This is a genomic window from Flammeovirga pectinis (assembly GCF_003970675.1).
In the GTDB taxonomy this organism is placed as follows: domain Bacteria; phylum Bacteroidota; class Bacteroidia; order Cytophagales; family Flammeovirgaceae; genus Flammeovirga; species Flammeovirga pectinis.
Genome location: NZ_CP034563.1, coordinates 613,150 through 631,286, shown reverse-complemented (window position 1 = coordinate 631,286; position 18,137 = coordinate 613,150). Strand labels below are relative to the sequence as shown.

The window sequence follows — 18,137 nt, the reverse complement described above, 5'->3', positions numbered from 1 at the left end:
TATTTATTGAAAAATTAATTACAATGTTTTCTTTACATACAGCCCCATCATAGTAGGTTGCATAATTGGCATAAACGATGTTGCTCCACCATATTTATTTTTCTTAGAGCGTAAATGTTTGTGTAACTGAGGAACAAAAACACCTGTTAATGCTCCAACAGCACATCCTGTAATTACATCTGTATAGAAATGTTTATAGGCTCTTGTTCTATAATAACCAACTAATGCTGGCGGTATAAAAGCGGCAACATATACTCCAACTTTTGCCCCTGTAGACCACTCTGGATGGTAATCTGTTAATACTTTTGCAGCAAAGAAAGTTCCACAAGCAGTATTAGAGGTATGCCCACTAAAGAATGATCTTTCGTTATTATTATCTGTAAGTTCATCCATTTCTACAGGAGGGTTTCCTTCTCCGTGCATATATGTTATTGGTCGGTATCTTCTAAAAATACCAGGTCCTAGATAATTATAAATATTTACTGCTATCATTTGAGTTTCTAAATACATTAAAGAAACCTCTAACCAATCTTCTCTAATTGCAGGATCTATAAATAGTGCAAATGGTATAGCAACAGAAATATAAAGCCCCCAATCTGTAAAATTATGAGAATCTTCTCTATCATTTACAGAATAATTAAACACATTTCTATCAAATGAGTTGACATCATTAATATTTAATTTTAATAGCTCATCTGGGTTTAAAGATGCTCTATTGTTGAGCCTCTTAATACCGAGGTAATTTGCTAATAAACCAGCTGCAGCAATACTTGCTGTTGTTACAGGTGGTGCATAATATACTTTAGATTTTGATTTGTACCACTTTAAAGAGTCCTGTGAATAAGATATCGAACTAGAAAAAATAAAGAGAATGAAGAGTATTCTAACCATAGTAATTTTATATAAAAAATAGAATGCTATTATCTAAATTATTAAAAATATATTCAAAGAACTAGAAGGTGTGCCAAATTGTTGTATTTTGATACAGGTATTGTGTCGTCAATGCAAATTGGTATAATTAAAAAAAGAGATAGCCTATCACGGTGATGTAGTAAATGCAACAGCTAGAATTCAATGAGAATGTAAAAACATAGGTGTTTTTTATATTAATTTCTAGTAGTTTATCAAAAAAAATACAATTGAAATTATCACCTTTAGCCGAAATTAAACTTCGAGGTAGAAAATCTTTAATGAAACTTTACACTGTTTAAAAGTATTTTTAGTTATTTTGATATATCAACCAACATCTTCTTCAATGACTTTTATAAAACACCTTATAATTTTATACCTTTTATTTAGCAATATGCTCTTTTCTTGTGCTCAAAGTACAGAAAATCATGGCTCATTTTCGTCACCAAAAGCCAAATGGGTGATGCCTTCTAAGTTAGAAGAAGTTTCTGGTTTAACATGGCATTCAGAAAACACCTTAGCTTGTGTAAATGACGAAAAAGGGAATATCTATCTTTATAATCTTGAACAAAAAGAAGTAACTAAAAAGATAAATTTTGGAAAAGATGGTGACTACGAAGGAATCACTTACAAAGCACCCTTCTTTTATGTTATAAGCAGTAAAGGAAAGCTACACATTGTAAACGAAAAGAAAGAAGAAGTTACAAAAGTTCAATTGCCGTTTACAGTAGATAATGATATTGAAGGACTTTGTTTTTATGATAAATCACACCTTCTAGTAGCATTAAAAGGTAAAGGGGGTATTAATGGTAAAAAAGCTGACTATAAAGCTATCTATAAAGTAAATATGGAAGATTACAATGATATATCTTTAGCATTTACACTTCCAAAGGGAAATAAATTAAGTCCATCTGCTGTCTATTTTGATGATACAAAACAACTAGTTTATGTGTTATCTCATCGCTCTGGGCAATTATTTATCTTAAATGCTGCTTCAAAAGAAATTATTGCTACTCATAACTTACCAAGAAGTGTTTTCCCTCAACCCGAAGGTATCTGTATTTCTCCAAGTGGCAGATTATTTATTTCTACAGAAAAAGGTGATCAGATATCTGCACGTATATTAGAATTCTAATCAAAAATGAAATATATATTTACACTTCTATTTTCTGTATTTCCGAGTACAATACTACTAGCACAAAATCAAACAATTTATTTAATTGGTGATGCCGGTTTAGCAACAACAGAAGATCCTACACTTCAACATTTTTTCAAACAAATTGATCTTAATGATACCCAAAGTACAGTTGTATTTTTAGGTGATAATATATATCCGCATGGATTGATGAATGTTGGAGAAAAAGGAAGAATTGAAGGAGAAGAAATTCTAAAAGCTCAACTTTTACCGTTAAAGAATTTTAGAGGAAAAACATTCATGATTCCTGGTAATCATGATTACAATAGAGGAAAAAAGAATGGTTTAGAACGTTTAAAAAATGAAGAAATCTACGTTAATGCTATTCTAGGAGATTCTACTTTTGCTCCAGCAAATGGATGTCCTGACCCTGTTGAAGTGGCACTTTCTGAAGATATTACACTCTTAATTCTTGATACACAATGGCTACTTTTTGATTATCAAGAAATAGCAGAATACAACGGCTGTAGCTATAATTCTACCGATGAATTGCTTGTTGGTTTACAAGATATTATAGCTAGAAATAAAGATAAAAAATTGATTATTGCAGGACATCATCCTGTATATTCTTACGGGGAACATGGCGGACATTTTACAGCAAAAGACCACCTTTTCCCATTAACATCATTCAGTTCATGGGCTTATGTACCACTTCCTGTTATTGGTTCTATTTATCCTTTAGCAAGAAAAGCAGGTGTAAACAGACAAGATTTAGGCAATAAACAATATCAAAAAATGAGTATTGCTTTTGATAATATCTTCAAGCAACATAAAAACCTTATCTACGCTAGTGGACATGAACATGCTTTAGAATATATAAAAAAAGACAACGTTCATTATGTTGTTTCTGGAGCTGGATCAAAATCTACGCCTGTAAAAAAAGGGAAATATGCTGAATTTATTGGGGAGACGAAAGGATTCTCAAAAATTGAAATCACAACATCTGGGGAAACTACTATTTCATTTTTCGATTCAGAAAAAAAAGTATTCTCCACATCATATCAAAATAAAATAATTGATAAAACTGCCCCGACCATTCTTATTGATTTCCCAGACAGTGTAAGTGTCCCGGCCAGTCTACAATATAGCTCAAGTACTAAGCATGAAAAATGGATGGGTGCTAATTATAGAAAAGAATGGGAAACACCTGTTAAAATGCCTGTTTTCAATTTATCTAAGGTAAAAGGAGGCTTGAAAATTGTGCAAAAAGGCGGTGGTATGGCTACATTATCTTTTCGTTTAGAAGACAAAGACGGTAACCAATATACACTGAGATCAATAGATAAAAATCCCGTAAAAGCAATACCAGAAGAACTAAAAGAAACAATTGCTAAAGCTGTTGTTCAAGATCAGATTTCTGCTGCACATCCTTATGCCCCTCTTTCTGTTTCTACAATGGCAGATGCAATTCATATCTACCATGCCAATCCAAAAGTGGTGTATGTAGAAAACGATCCTCAATTTGGTATTTACCAAGAATTAGCGGCAAATAAAGTTTTTATGTTCGAGGAAAGGCCTTCTAAAAATACAGGTGATATAGAAAGTTTTGGCAACGCAAAGAAGATTTATTCTACCATAAAGACCGTAAAAAAACTAAAGGATGATAATGACGATAGCATAGACTATAAATTTACACTTCGTTCTAGATTATTTGATATGCTTATTGGAGATTGGGACAGGCATGATGACCAATGGAGATGGGCTGCTTTTAAAGGTAAAAATGGCAGAATTTTCCGTCCTATTCCTAGAGATAGAGATCAAGTATTTTTTGTAAATGAAGGTAGAATACCAAACATTGCGTCACATAGATGGATAATGCCTAAATTCGAGGGCTTTGATGACCAATTGAATTGGGCTCCGGGGTTTAATTTTAATGCAAGGTATTTTGATCGTTATTTTTTAGCTCAAGCAGATAAAAAAGATTGGGACGATGCCGTTAAGTATATACAAGAACATCTAACAGATAGTGTTTTCAAAGCTGCTTTAACTCACATTCCTACTGAAGTGAGTGGTTTCAGTAACGATGAAATTTTCAAAATTTTAAAAGCTAGAAGAAAACAGTTACCTAAAATTGCTGATGAGTATTATGAACATCTCTCAAAACGTGTTTCTGTTTTAGGAAGCGATAAAAATGAGCAGTTTAAAATAGAACGATTGGCTAACGGACAGACCAAAGTAACAGTTAGAAAAATAAGCAAGAAAGGGAACATCAAACATAAAATTTATAAAAGAACATTCGATCCTAAAGTAACGAAGGAAATTCGTGTTTATGGATTTAAGGGTACAGATCAATTTATATTTGAAGGTACTGCAAAAAGTAAGATTAAGTTACGTGTAATTGGTGGAAATGGTGTGGATACTATTGACGATGAAACGAGCCGAAAAGCATCTAAAAACATACTTCTTTATGATACCAAAGACTCCACGATTATAACACATAAGGGAGGTTCCATCACAAAAAGGTTGTCTAATAAACCAAACGTAAATGATTATGATAGAGCAGATTTTAAATTCAATGCTTTATTACCTATTCTTTATGGTGGCTATCTTCCAGATGATGGCCTATTAATTGGTGGTGGGTTTATTTTTACCTCTCATCGTTTTAGAAAAACACCTTTTGCTTCTAAACATCAGTTATATGGAGCGTTATCTACAAATGTTGCCGCCTTTAAATTAAAATATAAAGGGCAATTTACAGATGTATTTGGAAATACAGATGTTACCATAAATGCAGTTTTAAGATCGCCTACCAACTCCAATTATTTTGGCTTAGGAAATGAATCTACATACGATAAATCTAAAGGACATGATTATTACCGTTTCTTATATACCAAGCATATTATACAACCAAGTTTCCTATTTGATTTCACTAAAACCGTTAATCTAAGTGTAGGTGCTTCTTATATTTATACAGACATTATTGATGGAAGGTATTTAGACGATCGCTATTTTGAAGAATCTGGTGATGCCGCTCTCCTAGATGATCCCTACAGTGCTTTTAATTATATAGGTACTCAGTTTAGTTTTAAAATTGATAAAAGAAATAACACCGCATTACCTAAAAATGGAGGATATTTTAATTTGAATGGTAACGCATCAAAAAATATTAATAATGATTCGCTAAACTACTTAAATATTGGTGGTACATTTGAATATTATTACACTATAAAATTACCTACAGTCCTCACCTTTGCTTATAAATTAGATGCTTCTACAAACTTTGGTGATTATCACTATTTAATGTCAAGTAAAATTGGCGGCAATAAAAGTTTGAGAGGATTTAGAAGAGACCGTTACTACGGAAGGTCTTCTTTGGTAAATAGTTTAGATGCGAGATTAGATATATTTAAATTTAAAAATAGTATTTTGCCGATGACCTTCGGTGTCTTAGGTTTTTATGATATTGGCCGTGTTTGGCTAGATGAGGAAAAATCTACTGCTTGGCACGAAGGTTACGGAGGAGGAATATACGTTGCTCCTATAGATAAAATCGCATTTTCGGCTATACTAGGAGCTTCTGAAGAAGAGCTCGATGTCTACTTGAATATTGGGTTTAGCTTTTAATTATTATGGATAACTACAACGAACTTGTACTTCTAACAAAAGAATATGCAAGTAAACATATAACAGAATTACCGTTTCATAATATGACGCATACAGAAAATGTAGTGCGTGCTGTTCGTGAAATTGGTGAGGCTGAAAATTTGAGTGAAAAGGAAATTCAATTATTAGAAATTTCTGCTTGGTTTCATGATACAGGCTACACTTCTGTAGGTTGTAGCAATCATGAAAGTTGCAGTGCTTCCCTATCCTTTGATTTTCTGAGTAGCAAATTGGAAGAACCTGATCTCGAAACTATCAAGGGTTGTATAATGGCTACTAGAATTCCTCAAACACCTCGGAATTTAATGGAGCAAGTTATGTGCGATTCCGATTTATCACATTTAGGGACTTCTAATTTTCAACTTTATTCAGAAGCACTACGTCAAGAAAGATCTGATGTAGCAGAAGAAGGTGATATTTCTAAATCTCAATGGCTAGTAATGAACTTACATTTCTTAGCTGAGCACAGGTATTTCACTAATTATGCTAGGGAGGTTTTTGAACCTAAAAAAGCAGAAAACATAGCGTCTATAAAAGCTGATATGTCTGCCTTGATGGAAGAGAAGAAAGAGCAAAAAGATAAAAAGAAGAAATCTAAAAAGGAGAAAAAAGAATCAGCAGATGGTACTCCTATAAATAAAGAAAAGCCAAGAAGAGACATTGAGGCAATGCATAGAATTCTAGCACGCACTCAAATGGGGTTAAGTTCAATTGCAGATAGAAAAGCAAGTATTCTTCTTTCTATTAACTCCATCATTACCTCTTTCACAATTGGTTATTTATTTAGAAAAATTGAAGAAATGCCAGAACTGATGATCCCTTCAGTAATCTTGGCTATTACAGGTTTAGTATCTGTAATTCTTGCTGTTTTAGCTACTCGCCCTAACGTAAATAAAAACACGAAAAAGAAGAAGTCTGATATAAACCTCTTGTTCTTTGGCGACTATGTTGATATTTCTCTTGAAGAGTATCAATCTCTATTTAGAGATAAAACACAAACACCAGAGCAAATTTATGATCAGTTAGCTAAAGATTCTTACTTTTTAGGAAAGGTTTTAGATATTAAATACAAGAAAGTTAGAGCTGCATTTAACTTCTTTATGATTGGTATAACAGTCTCTGTAATCTCATTTATTGTCACTTTTGCAACGAGATAATGCAACGATTAAAAAATAAATATATTCTAGAAAAATATATAAAAGGTTTTCTTCTTTCTTATGTTGGTTGGTATTTTTTTAATGCTTTATACTTAATAATTCGTTATGATGCATTAAATTTTTATTCAAATTATATGGGAGAAAGTGACTACTTTATAATCCATGATGAGCTCCGATTTGCGTTTATTGCAAATGGCTTTCTTGCTTTTATTTTGAGTTGGTTTTCATGGAATTTTTATTTCTTCCTTGAACGAAGAGCCAAGGCAAAACCTATAAGACGAATTGCTATTGGTGGGTGTATTGTTATACTTGTAACATCAATATTAATGTCTACTGGCGAATATATTGGCAATGTAATGTACCCAGATGGAATTCCTTATTTTAACGAGTTAACAGAACAGAGCTTTGTAATATATGCAATATATGTTCTTACTACCGCCCTACTATTAAATGCATTATTTCAACTTAAAGACATTCTAGGACCAGAACTATTTAAGTCTGTAATACAAGGTAATTACTATACTCCTAAAGAAGAGAATAGAATTTTTATGTTTATGGATCTTTATAATTCTACATCTATTGCAGAATGTTTAGGCCATATGAAATACAGTATGTTGATACAAGAATGTTACCGCACAATGACAGATGCTATTAGCCACAATAAGGCATCTGTATATCAATATGTAGGAGATGAAATTGTATTGACTTGGTTAACTGAAAAAGGCATAAAAAACAACAGGTGTATTCGCCTATTCTTTGATATTGAAGCTACCCTTAAAAGTAGATCAGAATATTTTATGAAAGAATTTGGTGTTGTGCCAGAATTTAAAGCTGGTATTCATTCTGGAGTGGTTGCAACCTCTCAAATTGGCGTAATAAAAAGAGAAGTCGCTTACCATGGTGATACCGTAAATGCAACCTCTCGCTTACAAGAGAAATGTAAAGAATTAGGAGTGTCTATGCTCGTTTCTGATGCCTTGGCTGATAAACTTGATTTATCAATGAAAGATATGGGGACACATAAATTTAGGGGTAAACATCAGTCTATCAAGATCTTTACGGTAGACAAGTCTGATGCACCAAGTACAACTAATTTTACAGCAGAATGCCCTTCTATTGCATTATTTGCTCCCTCTCCAAAACCTCCTCAATTAAACCCTATCAAAAGATAATTTGAAAAGCATTTGATAAAAACCTCCTAGTTAGAATAAATACTGACTGGGAGGTTTTTTTAGGTCTAATCAATATTATTTTACATAATCTACATTTGATTACATCAATTCTACAATTCAATACATTTCATTTTTCTTCAATTGTAAAAACATGTACACTTGTAACATCAACGAACTACTAGTGTCAAATTTTTATGAAAAATATAATTACTTACTCCTCATTATTTTTACTACTAGCCTATTTTAATCAAACATTTGGGCAAGTGAAAGTAATCACAATACCTGGTACCGATTCTACCATCGTTATCAATATTACAGAAATTAGAGAAAATGCTATGCGAGTGGCAGAAGAAGCTCGAAAAGTTGCCGCTGAGGTACAGGTCGAAGAAATGGAAGGCTATATAAAGATCATTATGGAAGCACAAAAAGAAGTGCTCGATAATATTGAAATTCATATTGATCAAGAAACCATTGAAGAAAATATTCGAATTGCAGAAGAGCAAATTCGAATTCATCAAGATGAGATCGAAAGAGCACAGAGAGAGGCCGAAAGATCTATAAATCAATACAATTTACTCTCTAGTTTTAGTTTAGACTATAAAGGTGATATTCAAATATCGGAAGATGAAGATCAAATTATTGGAATGTCTAAAGGTGCTCGTTTCAAAATAGAAAAAAGTACTTTTGGGAACAAAAGAAAACTTGTGATTACTCCTAATGGAGAAGGTGGTTTAACCTATAGATATTATGAAGGCAATAAAGAAATTCCTTATAACCCTGATGGTAAAAGCTGGTTTGAAGATATTTTACCAGAGGTAATTCAGTCTAATCCAATTGCTGTTAATAGTCGTATTGCCAATGCAATGAAAGAGGGGCTTTCGAATACGTTGAACTATATTGATAACTTAAATGGAGATAACAACCGCCTAACATTCTACAAGAACCTGATTAGTAGAAAAGATATTAAAGAACATGATTTAGATAAAATTACCAGAGAGGTAACAAGAAATACATCATCGAGTTATGAACTAGGAAATTATTTCAGTTCTACATTTGCCATTTACAACAATAAAAAAGGTTTAAAAGCCTACTTCCTTGGTGTATCAGAAATAAATTCATCGTATGAAAAAGCGGGTTGTTTAAGGGATATTGTAAAGTCTACTGATTTTAGCAAAAAAATGACTGAGCAACAATGGGAACAATGGTTAAGTGCCACTGAATCTATCAGCTCTGCTTATGACAAATCGACTACATTACAGATTGCTTTTGATCAAAATGTAACCAAAATGCCCGCTATAGCTTTAGAAAGTTGCTTGGCCTCTATATCCTCAGATTTTGAAAAAAAGAATGCCATAAGTGCTGCATTTGCTAGTCCGAATGGTAGCAACTGGAACGCAGAACAGAACAATGCTTTACTAATGTCTATTAAAACAATCTCCTCTGCCTTTGAGAAAAGAAGTGCATTGAGTAGAAGCGCTAACTATTGGGACATTTGGGAAGGTAATTCTCAAATACTTTATCTACAGATTTGTATCTCCATTCCGTCTAGTTTTGAAAAGTCCGCTGGGTTGAAAGCGATTGCATTAAAGAAAATGAAAAATGAAGAGGTTATCAATACATTCTATCATGCTGCAGCAACAATAAGTAGTAGTTATGATTTAAGTAGTTTCTTAAAAAGTTCTACAACTTCAGACTTCTTCGCTAAGAGTTATTTAGTACCTTATTTAAATGCAACTAAAAATATAAGTTCAAGTTTTGATGCCGCCAATGCTCTAACCGCAATTGCAAAAGATGTTACCAACTCAAAAGACCAATCTTTAGTTTCACTTTATAAAGATATTTGCGAAACTATTTCATCAGATTTTGAAAGAGAAAAAGCACTTAAAGCGTTATAAAAATGGGACTAATTAAAAACACTATCTATTGTTTACTTGGAGGTAGTTTATACTGTTATTTTTTATATGCTCCTGTAGCAGAAGTAGCTCCACTTGTTTCTAATTATTTCACTTTTTTGATTTACTTCTTAGCAAGTAGTCTTGTTATTATTGGAGGTGGTCTATTTGCTACTATTTTGGCCCCTAATGGTATTGTTAAACAGATACTATACAGAGGTTTAGGTAGTATAATTATAAGTATTCCACTTATTTTTGCAATGCGTTATAAATTAGGGTTTTATATTGCTCCAGTTTATGTTTTTGACCTGACTGCAAAGATTATTATTTTATTTGCTGTATTCTTATTTGCTCTCTTAGTAATAGAATATTTAAGCTTTGCTTTTCAGGCGTTTTCTCTACAACAGATGCATTACGTAAAAACAAAAAGAAAAGCATCAGAATTACGTTTAGAAGCATTGAAAGATCAGTTAAGTCCACATTACCTTTTTAATAGCTTAAATACTGTTGCTTACTTAGTTGTGAGTGATGCAAACCAAGCAGAAAAATACATTAGAAGTATTGCACAAACTTATCAGTATGTGATGAAATACGCCAACAAACCACTAATTACATTGGCTAATGAAATTGAACTTGTTCGTGCTTTTGCTTTCCAATTACAAACAAGGCATGGAGAAAGTGTACACATTAGCTTTGCTGCAAACTTAAAAAATGTAATGGGTAGCTTACCTCCGTTGTCCATACAAATGCTAGTAGAAAATGCTGTAAAACACAATGTATTATCAGATGAAAAGCCTGTAGAAATTAAAGTTTTTTACAATGAAGAACAACACGCTATTGATGTAAAAAACAATAAGACAAAAACACCTAGAAAACGATCATCTACAAAAGTAGGATTAGAAAATATAAAAGATCGATATCTTTTGATGGGGCAAAAAAATATTCAGATCAATCAAAATGATTTATCTTACAGCGTACAATTACCTTTACTCTCCTAACAAAGAACAATATGTTACAGCATTTTGGTAAAAAGTCTTCGGTATATTATAAACTATTCTATCCTATTCTTTCTGGTAGTATTACCTATTTTCTATTACTTATGGCTTTTAATAGAATTGGAGAATTAGAAGAATCTTATTTTAGAGCAGAATGGGTTGTATGTATAATCATCTCTTATTTTTGGAACTTCTCTGTACTTTGGGGTGCTTCATTTATTGGTAAAAAGATTGCAATTCTTTCTAATATTTATGAGCAAATCTCCTATCATAGTCTTGGTGTATTACTCACTAGTATTTTAAGCATCGGTACTATATTGAGTGTTTACTTTTACTATTTAATTGGGTATACACGTTTTGAAAACTTCACTACAGAAATGTATGTTTTTCAGGGTTTATTTATTTTTCAGACCCTTTTATTTGAATGTGCATGGTGGGGAAATCGACTTATAGCATTAAAAAATAAATCGATTAGAGAAGAAGAGAAAAAACGGACTGCTTACATAAGTAAAGAAATGCGTCTATTTGCTGAAGATGCAAACCTACCACTCTTATACGAAACCTTAGAAACACTAATTGGATTAGCGTATAAAGATGCCGACAAAGCAGAAGAATATGCTGAAAAATTAGCAAAAGTATATCGTAATACTATTAATAACAGAAAAGAAGAATTTGTAGCTGTAGAAGATGCAATCCAAAATGTAAAATCAGTTGTAGAATTACTATCTGACGCTCGATCTGGAGGAATATCAGCCACTTATAAAATACCTTCTGATGTGTCGAGTTCTTTGGTATTACCTCCCGTTTTGCTTACACGTCTAATAGTAGCAATTGCCAATGATAATATTGCTTCAGCTTTACAACCTTTGGAAATTTCCATCACCATAGAAGAAGATGCTCTTTTAGTTGTTGCACATAGTTTCAACCCCAAATTAGACCGTCCGAAAGCCCTGCCCGAAGTAATGCATTCTTTAGAAGAAACTTTTAGGTTATATACTAAAATACCTGTTCTATCTATAAAAAAAGGGAAAGAATACATTATCAAATTACCTGCCTTTCAAGTAGAAAATGAAACTTGGAAAAGTGATAAAAAAGCAGAAATAACCACACAAGACCAATCCATTTTTAAACGAACAACCTCTTAAAAATCATGAAAGCAATTATTATTGAAGATGAAAAACCTGCACAGGCCAAATTACAAAGACAGATAAATAAAACGCCTTTTGATATAGAAGTTATTAAGATTATTGATAGTGTAGATAAGGCAATAGTATGGTTGAAAGAAAACCAAAATACCATTGATCTCATTTTCATGGATATACACCTTACAGATGGAATAGCTTTTGATATTTTAGAAAGTATTGAGGTTACAAAACCAATCATTTTTACTACTGCTTATGATGAATATGCACTTGATGCTTTTAAAGCAAACAGTATTGACTATCTATTAAAACCTGTTGATGCTGATGCACTTACCAAAGCAATTCAGAAATTGCAAACTATTCGTAATAATGCAACAGCTACTACAGATGGACAAATAGATGCTTTATTAGCCACCTATAATCAGAAGTATAAAAAGAGATTTATGATTAGAGTTGGAGAAGTTATCAAAAGTATTGAAACAGAAGATATTGCTCTTTTTGGTGCAGAAGGACGCCATACATTTGTATACACCAATGAAGGACGAAGATATATTGTTGATTTTAAAATGGAAGAACTAACGGATATTCTTGATCCGAATGAATTTTTTAGAACAGGTAGAAGTTTTATAATTCATAGGTCTTCAATTCTAAAAATTAATAAATTTACCAACAGTCGTTTAATTCTAGAATTACCTCTTGATATAGTAGATAAAGACATTATTGTAGGTAGAGAAAAAGTGAAGCCTTTTAAAGAATGGTTAGCGTAAAATACAGACATCGAGTAATTTAAATTGATTATAGATGCTTAAAAAAGTAATTTTACATTAAATCAATTATTACCCTAGATCATGCAAAAATTTAAGTTCGGATTATTAATCGCTGCATTTATTATTATTCTTAGTCAAGTTATCATAATTGACTACACAAATCTCTATATTACAAGTAATTACGGGAGTTACTTAGGTATACTATCTATGCTTATTCTACTATGCATACCGTTTTTATCGATTAAACATAAAAATGAATCACAACACTTATAAAAGTGTTTTTTTAATATTATTTCTATAAAATAAAGGCAATAACTGTAAAAAGTTATTGCCTTTATTCTTGTCGGTTGTTCTTATTTCAATATTGCATTTTGTAAACCATAAGACTTAGTTTTAAAAGCACCAAGTGCTCATGGTTTACTATATAATTTGTGGTGGTCTAGACCACAATTTTATTAGAGTTTCTTCCTTATTTAATCAGTAGTTTTTGTGTTTGCACACCTTCCACAGTCTGAATTAATAAAGCGTATGTACTTTTGGGTAAGTTAGAAATGTCGTATTGTTTCTTTACTCCTTCAAAAGTTTTCACCATCACCCCGTTTAAATTATATACCTGTATAGATATTGCATCTTGATCTAAAGTAAAGAAGTTTGCTGTTGGGTTTGGATAGATATTTATCTTTAATAAATCATCTTCTAATGCCGTTACCTCACCATCAATTGGTTCTTCTTCTTCTTCCTCCTCTACAGTTACAGTTATTGTTTGTGTAATTCCTGCCGCTGCTTCATAATTTTTATTACCTGCTTGAGTTGCTGTAATCTCAACTTCTCCAGCTTTTAATAAAGTTGCTGTCACTCCATCAATCGAAAGTATAGATTCGTCAGAAGATGAATATGATACTTCTAAAGCAGCAGATGATACAGAAATAAGGATAAATGACTCTGTTGAAAGTGCTATACTTTCAGGCAAATCAAATAATGTAATTTCTTGAGCTGCTTTATTGATTGTAAGTGTACTTGCAAAATAAGAAAAAGAATAATTATCGGCTGTTGCGCCAGATAATGTCACTTCATATTCTCCAGCATCTGCACTACTTGTAGCAACTGTTGTAGCTGTTGCCATTGTAGTTAAATCAGCTGAAGATTCATTATTTACAAATCCTGAATAAGCAATTGTAAAAGTTGGAATATCATTTCCATAAGTGCTGCTTAGAGCAACGGTACTTACTTCAATTTGTGCCTTCTCTATAGTAATAGAACTAGCAGAATAAGAGAATGTATAATTATCCGATGTTGCTCCAGATAGTGTCACTTCATATTCTCCAACAGTAGAACTACTTGTCGCAACTGTTGTAGCTGTTGCCATTGCTGATAAATCAGCTGAAGATTCATCATTTACAAATCCCAAATAAGTTATTGTAAAAGTTGGAATCGTGTCTCCGTAAATACTACTTTGAGCAACAGTACTTACTTCTATTAATGCCTTCTCTATTGTAATAGAACTAGCAGAATATGAGAATGTATAATTATCTGATGTTGCTCCTGATAGAGTCACTTCATATTCTCCAACAGCAGAACTATTTGTAGCAACTGTTGTAGCTGTTGCCATTGCTGATAAATCAGCTGAAGATTCATTATTTACAAATCCTGAATAAGCTATTGTAAAAGTTGGAATTGTACCTCCATAAGTGCTACTTTGAGCTAAAGTACTTACTTCTATTAGTGCTTTTTCTATTGTAATAGAACTAGCAGAATATGAGAATGTATAATTATCTGATGTTGCACCAGATAATGTCACTTCATATTCTCCAGCATCTGCACTACTTGTAGCAACTGTTGTAGCTGTTGCCATTGTAGTTAAATCAGCAGACGATTCATTATTTACAAAACCCAAATAAGCAATTGCAAAAGTTGGAATTGTATCTCCATAAATACTACTTTGAGCAACAGTACTTACTTCTATTAATGCCTTCTCTATTGTTACCATTTGATCTACATCTACGGCTTCAGCAATATAATTAGCTCCTTCTTGCATTGCAGTAATAGTTACATCACCTGCACCTAAAATTGTCAATGTTTGTCCATCAATTGTTGCTACATCTTCATTAGAAGTTGCATAAGTTATTGGTAAACCCTCAGAACTTGTTGCTGATAATGTATACGTCGTATCACCGTATGTCATGCTTTCGATAGCACCAAAATCTATTGTTTGAGCAGTCTTATCTGCATCAATTTCAATCTTCACAGTACTTTGTGCATAGTTCATAACATGTTCTTCAGATGTTACATCACTATTTAAAGGTGCATATAATTCTAAAGATGATTTTAACATCATACCGTCTGCAATTGCATCAACTTCCTCTTTATTCATACCTGCACGGTAGAAAAACCACTCTTTAAAACTAAGACTTGTTGCTTCGGCGTTGTTATTTAACTGGAACATTTCAGGTACTAATTGTTCTGAAACAGCTCCTTGAATTTCTTTATCTACATATAAGAAAGTTGCTTCAGTTGCGTAATAATGCGTTAGTGTAAGTAAATGCCATTCGTCATCATTTACGACGGTAGGGCCAACTAATTCGTCTCCTGTTGGAGATGTATAAGCAATAAATCCATCTGCATTTACAGCCAACGTTCCTTTTACTTCACCTTGTGTAAATGTTACCAAGTTTCCTTCACTATCTGTTTTAAAATAAACACTATTTGTGAAAGAATGAACTGTTCCGTCAGGTGTAAAATTCAAGTTATTTAATTGAGATAAATCATGCATTGCTAAAGAAGAATTCATCATTCTTGTTGGTAGCGGTTTCTCGTTGTACAAGGCATCGAATAAAGACGGAACCATTGCATACAAAAATTCATCGTGCCCTTTTTGATTAGGGTGTGCTGGATCTCTTTCGTAGTCCTTGTCTTCATTATCATCATTATTGATAAACTGACCCATTCCGTTATCCAATGCACCCAATAAGTTCATAGATGGAACATCCCATTGATGAATCAATAAGTTCATCTCTTTTACAAAAGCATAATCCGTTTCATCGTAACGACCATTAGCGTAATTACTCATAATTACAGGTACCATTCCCTCGTCTCTAGCTCTTTGAATTAAGCCAGTAAGGTTCTCTTTAAATTGATCAAAAACTACTTGACCACCACTCATTAGGCCTTCATTACCCATTGATAAACCAATTACTAAATATTTTGACCCTGCAGAAGCAACATCTAAATCCCATCGGTTATTTACTTTAATTGTATTATCACCGCCAATCGAAACATTTTTCACATTCCAATTTTTGCCAATTCCATTCGCTGTTCTATCTTCTAATAAAGTAGTGTAGTTATATGCATATCCGGTATAAGAACCATCTTCTGCTGTTAATGCACCAAAGCCTCCACATACAGAAGAACCACAAAATACAATTCCCATATCATCCACCGCAGGAGCTTCTACTAAGTAAGTATAATTTTCTAAATCTAATGTGAAAATATACTCACCATCTGGTAATGGAAAATTACGAATTCCTCCAAATATATCCTCATCATCTTTATAACTCAGTTTAGAAAAGTTACTCCACAGTGAACCCATTAAGTAACTATCATTCATTCTTAATAACATCGCATCGTAAGTTTCATTTTCGTCACGTTGTAATGTTACTGTAGATTGCCAAATACTTCCTCCTTGATATTCAATTTCAGGACCTTCACTACTACCCCAAGAACCTGGAGTTTGTGTACCTACTAATTTCCAGTTAGTAATTTTTTCTACTACTATAGATTGTGTATTAAAATCAATCTTTACTCTATAAGGTGCTGTTTCTGTAACAGTAATTGGATCACCATCTTGTACTAATGTTCCTTCAGCATCAATACCATAAGCTATTTGCTCTTGGTTTTCGTTCATATTATAAAGTGTAAACGATTCTCCTTCTATTAAAGGAACATAAGCATAGAATATATTACTGAATAGTGTATCTACATCTGGACTATAATTAAATAGTCTATCCTTATCATCATCTAAAGCACTACCTGTTAAATATAAATTTTCAGGTTGGTTAGCGATTACCATTTCAAATTCTTCTGATAGATCTGCTCCAATATCATTACTTGTTGCTGTAACTGTAATTGTACCATTTCTTTTAGGGTGGATAACACCGTCAGCATCAATTGTTGCAATCATTTCATTGTCCACAACCCACTCAATTGTATTAACAGTTGCGTTTGCTGGTTCAATAGTATACTCTATTTGTCTTGATAACAATGGAGAGGTTAGATCTACCGGATTAATTACCATTGCTGTTACAGCATTAAATTCTGCATCCGAAGTAATTTCTTCAACCTTTAATGCATTCAAGTAAGCTAACCCACTCACCTTAGTAACCGTAAAATATATTTCTCCTTCTGCATCTGGGAAAATATATCCTGTTGTATAGACGTTTTCTGTATTCCCTTTAAAAGAGAATGATGTTTGTAACACTCCTTTTTCCGTATTTAAACCAGAAAACATATACTCAGTAAAACGATTTGGAACTCCATCGCCTCTGCTACCAAAAGCAGTAAACCTATATTGTTTATCTTTATCAAAGCCAGATAATCTAATACCACAAGTACCACTTGTAAAGAAGTAATCTTGAGTAGCAGTAGCAATTGCTAAATCAGCTAATTTTTCTTCCTCTGGAGTTTTTAATCCACCATGATTTTTTCCATTCTTTCCAAATGTGGTCTCTAATTGTAAACTAATATTAGTTTCTTCATCTAATGTATTTACAATAGTTATTGGGCCTCCACTAGAAAGTGCGTTCGTTACATTGGTCCAATAATTACCATTTGTATCTTCACCCGTAGTTTCATCTCCATTTGTCACATCATTTGGACCAAAATCAATATACATTGTTTGATCAATTGTTTCGTCTTGTCCGAAAACAAAACACGGAGTAATTAAAACCGCTAAGAATACTATTTTTTGTAATAACTTCTTCATAAAATATAAATCTAATGATGGTAGCCCATCAACATAAAAAGTAATTTTAGTAGTTTTTGTAAGGCCAGTAGTAATGCTTACAATAGTTGGTTAAATAGATTGCTTTATTATTTCATACTGGTAAATGATTCATTAATTAGTATATCCTTCTCTAGCTTCGCGATTTGCTTGATTAGGATATTACAATTTTACGGGATACCTCATCTTATTAGGTGTAAATAAGACACTCTAAGGGGTAATTTTAAGACCACATTGTTATTCCACATCAAATATTTGATTAAAAACAGCCTTAAACACTATCTATTGGCTATTTTAAAGAGAAATCAG

10 protein-coding genes are annotated in these 18,137 nt (G+C 32.6%); 8 read left to right on the top strand and 2 right to left on the bottom strand.

Translation table 11 applies throughout. The annotated features are described in order from the left end of the window. Positions 1 to 18 precede the first annotated feature (18 nt). On the bottom strand, positions 19 to 891 hold the full coding sequence (locus EI427_RS22745) for a phosphatase PAP2 family protein (RefSeq protein WP_126619365.1): 873 nt from the start codon (positions 889 to 891) through the stop codon (positions 19 to 21). 364 nt (positions 892 to 1,255) lie between these two features. Between EI427_RS22745 and EI427_RS22740 the strand changes: the two genes are divergently transcribed. The 8 genes from EI427_RS22740 to EI427_RS22705 all read left to right on the top strand — a co-directional run bounded on the left by EI427_RS22740 (position 1,256) and on the right by EI427_RS22705 (position 12,832). Beyond that, positions 1,256 to 2,044, top strand: coding sequence for an SdiA-regulated domain-containing protein (locus tag EI427_RS22740; protein WP_126619363.1), 789 nt, complete (start codon positions 1,256 to 1,258; stop codon positions 2,042 to 2,044). A 6-nt stretch (positions 2,045 to 2,050) separates the two neighbouring features. Beyond that, positions 2,051 to 5,668 (top strand): BamA/TamA family outer membrane protein, encoded by a 3,618-nt coding sequence (locus EI427_RS22735; protein ID WP_126619361.1) that lies wholly within the window; start codon positions 2,051 to 2,053, stop codon positions 5,666 to 5,668. A 5-nt stretch (positions 5,669 to 5,673) separates the two neighbouring features. Next, positions 5,674 to 6,864, top strand: coding sequence for a Pycsar system effector family protein (locus EI427_RS22730; protein WP_126619359.1), 1,191 nt, complete (start codon positions 5,674 to 5,676; stop codon positions 6,862 to 6,864). Continuing rightward, positions 6,864 to 8,036, top strand: a complete 1,173-nt coding sequence (locus EI427_RS22725; RefSeq protein ID WP_126619357.1) for an adenylate/guanylate cyclase domain-containing protein — start codon at positions 6,864 to 6,866, stop codon at positions 8,034 to 8,036. The genes EI427_RS22730 and EI427_RS22725 overlap by 1 nt, the downstream gene beginning before the upstream one ends. A gap of 194 nt (positions 8,037 to 8,230) precedes the next feature. After that, positions 8,231 to 9,931: a hypothetical protein gene (locus EI427_RS22720; protein ID WP_126619355.1), complete on the top strand. Its 1,701-nt coding sequence runs from the start codon at positions 8,231 to 8,233 to the stop codon at positions 9,929 to 9,931. A 2-nt stretch (positions 9,932 to 9,933) separates the two neighbouring features. Then, entirely contained in the window at positions 9,934 to 10,926 is a 993-nt protein-coding gene (locus EI427_RS22715; RefSeq protein ID WP_126619353.1) for a sensor histidine kinase, read from the top strand. A gap of 11 nt (positions 10,927 to 10,937) precedes the next feature. Continuing rightward, positions 10,938 to 12,068 (top strand): histidine kinase, encoded by a 1,131-nt coding sequence (locus EI427_RS22710; protein WP_126619350.1) that lies wholly within the window; start codon positions 10,938 to 10,940, stop codon positions 12,066 to 12,068. Between the two features lie 5 nt (positions 12,069 to 12,073). Further along, positions 12,074 to 12,832: a LytR/AlgR family response regulator transcription factor gene (locus EI427_RS22705; RefSeq protein ID WP_126619348.1), complete on the top strand. Its 759-nt coding sequence runs from the start codon at positions 12,074 to 12,076 to the stop codon at positions 12,830 to 12,832. Positions 12,833 to 13,301: 469 nt separating this feature from the next. On the opposite strand, the gene EI427_RS22700 is transcribed toward EI427_RS22705, so the two are convergent. Then, positions 13,302 to 17,810, bottom strand: coding sequence for an MBG domain-containing protein (locus EI427_RS22700; RefSeq protein WP_126619346.1), 4,509 nt, complete (start codon positions 17,808 to 17,810; stop codon positions 13,302 to 13,304). Positions 17,811 to 18,137 lie beyond the last annotated feature (327 nt).

What these genes read in the sequence shown, in the direction of transcription:
- EI427_RS22745 (WP_126619365.1), bottom strand. Translation starts at nt 891, where the DNA reads ATGGTTAGAATACTCTTCATTCTCTTTATTTTTTCTAGTTCGATATCT.
- EI427_RS22740 (WP_126619363.1), top strand. Translation starts at nt 1,256, where the DNA reads ATGACTTTTATAAAACACCTTATAATTTTATACCTTTTATTTAGCAAT.
- EI427_RS22735 (WP_126619361.1), top strand. Translation starts at nt 2,051, where the DNA reads ATGAAATATATATTTACACTTCTATTTTCTGTATTTCCGAGTACAATA.
- EI427_RS22730 (WP_126619359.1), top strand. Translation starts at nt 5,674, where the DNA reads ATGGATAACTACAACGAACTTGTACTTCTAACAAAAGAATATGCAAGT.
- EI427_RS22725 (WP_126619357.1), top strand. Translation starts at nt 6,864, where the DNA reads ATGCAACGATTAAAAAATAAATATATTCTAGAAAAATATATAAAAGGT.
- EI427_RS22720 (WP_126619355.1), top strand. Translation starts at nt 8,231, where the DNA reads ATGAAAAATATAATTACTTACTCCTCATTATTTTTACTACTAGCCTAT.
- EI427_RS22715 (WP_126619353.1), top strand. Translation starts at nt 9,934, where the DNA reads ATGGGACTAATTAAAAACACTATCTATTGTTTACTTGGAGGTAGTTTA.
- EI427_RS22710 (WP_126619350.1), top strand. Translation starts at nt 10,938, where the DNA reads ATGTTACAGCATTTTGGTAAAAAGTCTTCGGTATATTATAAACTATTC.
- EI427_RS22705 (WP_126619348.1), top strand. Translation starts at nt 12,074, where the DNA reads ATGAAAGCAATTATTATTGAAGATGAAAAACCTGCACAGGCCAAATTA.
- EI427_RS22700 (WP_126619346.1), bottom strand. Translation starts at nt 17,810, where the DNA reads ATGAAGAAGTTATTACAAAAAATAGTATTCTTAGCGGTTTTAATTACT.